The following is a 504-nucleotide window of genomic DNA, read 5'->3' on the forward strand; positions in this document are numbered from 1 at the left end:
AATAGTTGTCACCCAACTTAAAACAGGTGCAAAATCGGACGCGGGGTGGAGCAGCTTGGTAGCTCGTCGGGCTCATAACCCGAAGGTCGTTGGTTCAAATCCGGCCCCCGCAACCAATCTCTTTTAAGAGATGTGATGCGACACTAGCTCAGCTGGTAGAGCGCAACCTTGCCAAGGTTGAGGTCACGAGTTCGAACCTCGTGTGTCGCTCCAAATTGATATTCATGGCTACGGCGATGAATAAAAATAGTTGTTACCCAACTTAAAATAGGTGCAAAATCGGACGCGGGGTGGAGCAGCTTGGTAGCTCGTCGGGCTCATAACCCGAAGGTCGTTGGTTCAAATCCGGCCCCCGCAACCAATCTCTTTAAGAGATATGATGCGACACTAGCTCAGCTGGTAGAGCGCAACCTTGCCAAGGTTGAGGTCACGAGTTCGAACCTCGTGTGTCGCTCCACTTTTTTACTTGGTAGAGAAGTGATATTCATGGCTACGGCGATGGAT

At 50.6% G+C, this 504-nt stretch carries 4 tRNA genes; all 4 read left to right on the plus strand.

From position 1 onward, the window contains the following. The first annotated feature begins 39 nt into the window (after positions 1–39). The 4 genes from C9J41_RS21715 (at position 40) to C9J41_RS21730 (ending at position 457) form a co-directional block, all read left to right on the plus strand. A tRNA-Met gene (locus C9J41_RS21715) sits at positions 40–116 on the plus strand. A gap of 21 nt (positions 117–137) precedes the next feature. Further along, positions 138–213, plus strand: a tRNA-Gly gene (locus C9J41_RS21720). Positions 214–284: 71 nt separating this feature from the next. After that, positions 285–361: transfer RNA gene (locus tag C9J41_RS21725), tRNA-Met, on the plus strand. Positions 362–381: 20 nt separating this feature from the next. Next, positions 382–457: transfer RNA gene (locus C9J41_RS21730), tRNA-Gly, on the plus strand. Positions 458–504: the final 47 nt, after the last annotated feature.

The sequence above is a fragment of the Photobacterium sp. GB-50 genome (genome assembly GCF_003026755.1).
Lineage (GTDB): Bacteria > Pseudomonadota > Gammaproteobacteria > Enterobacterales > Vibrionaceae > Photobacterium.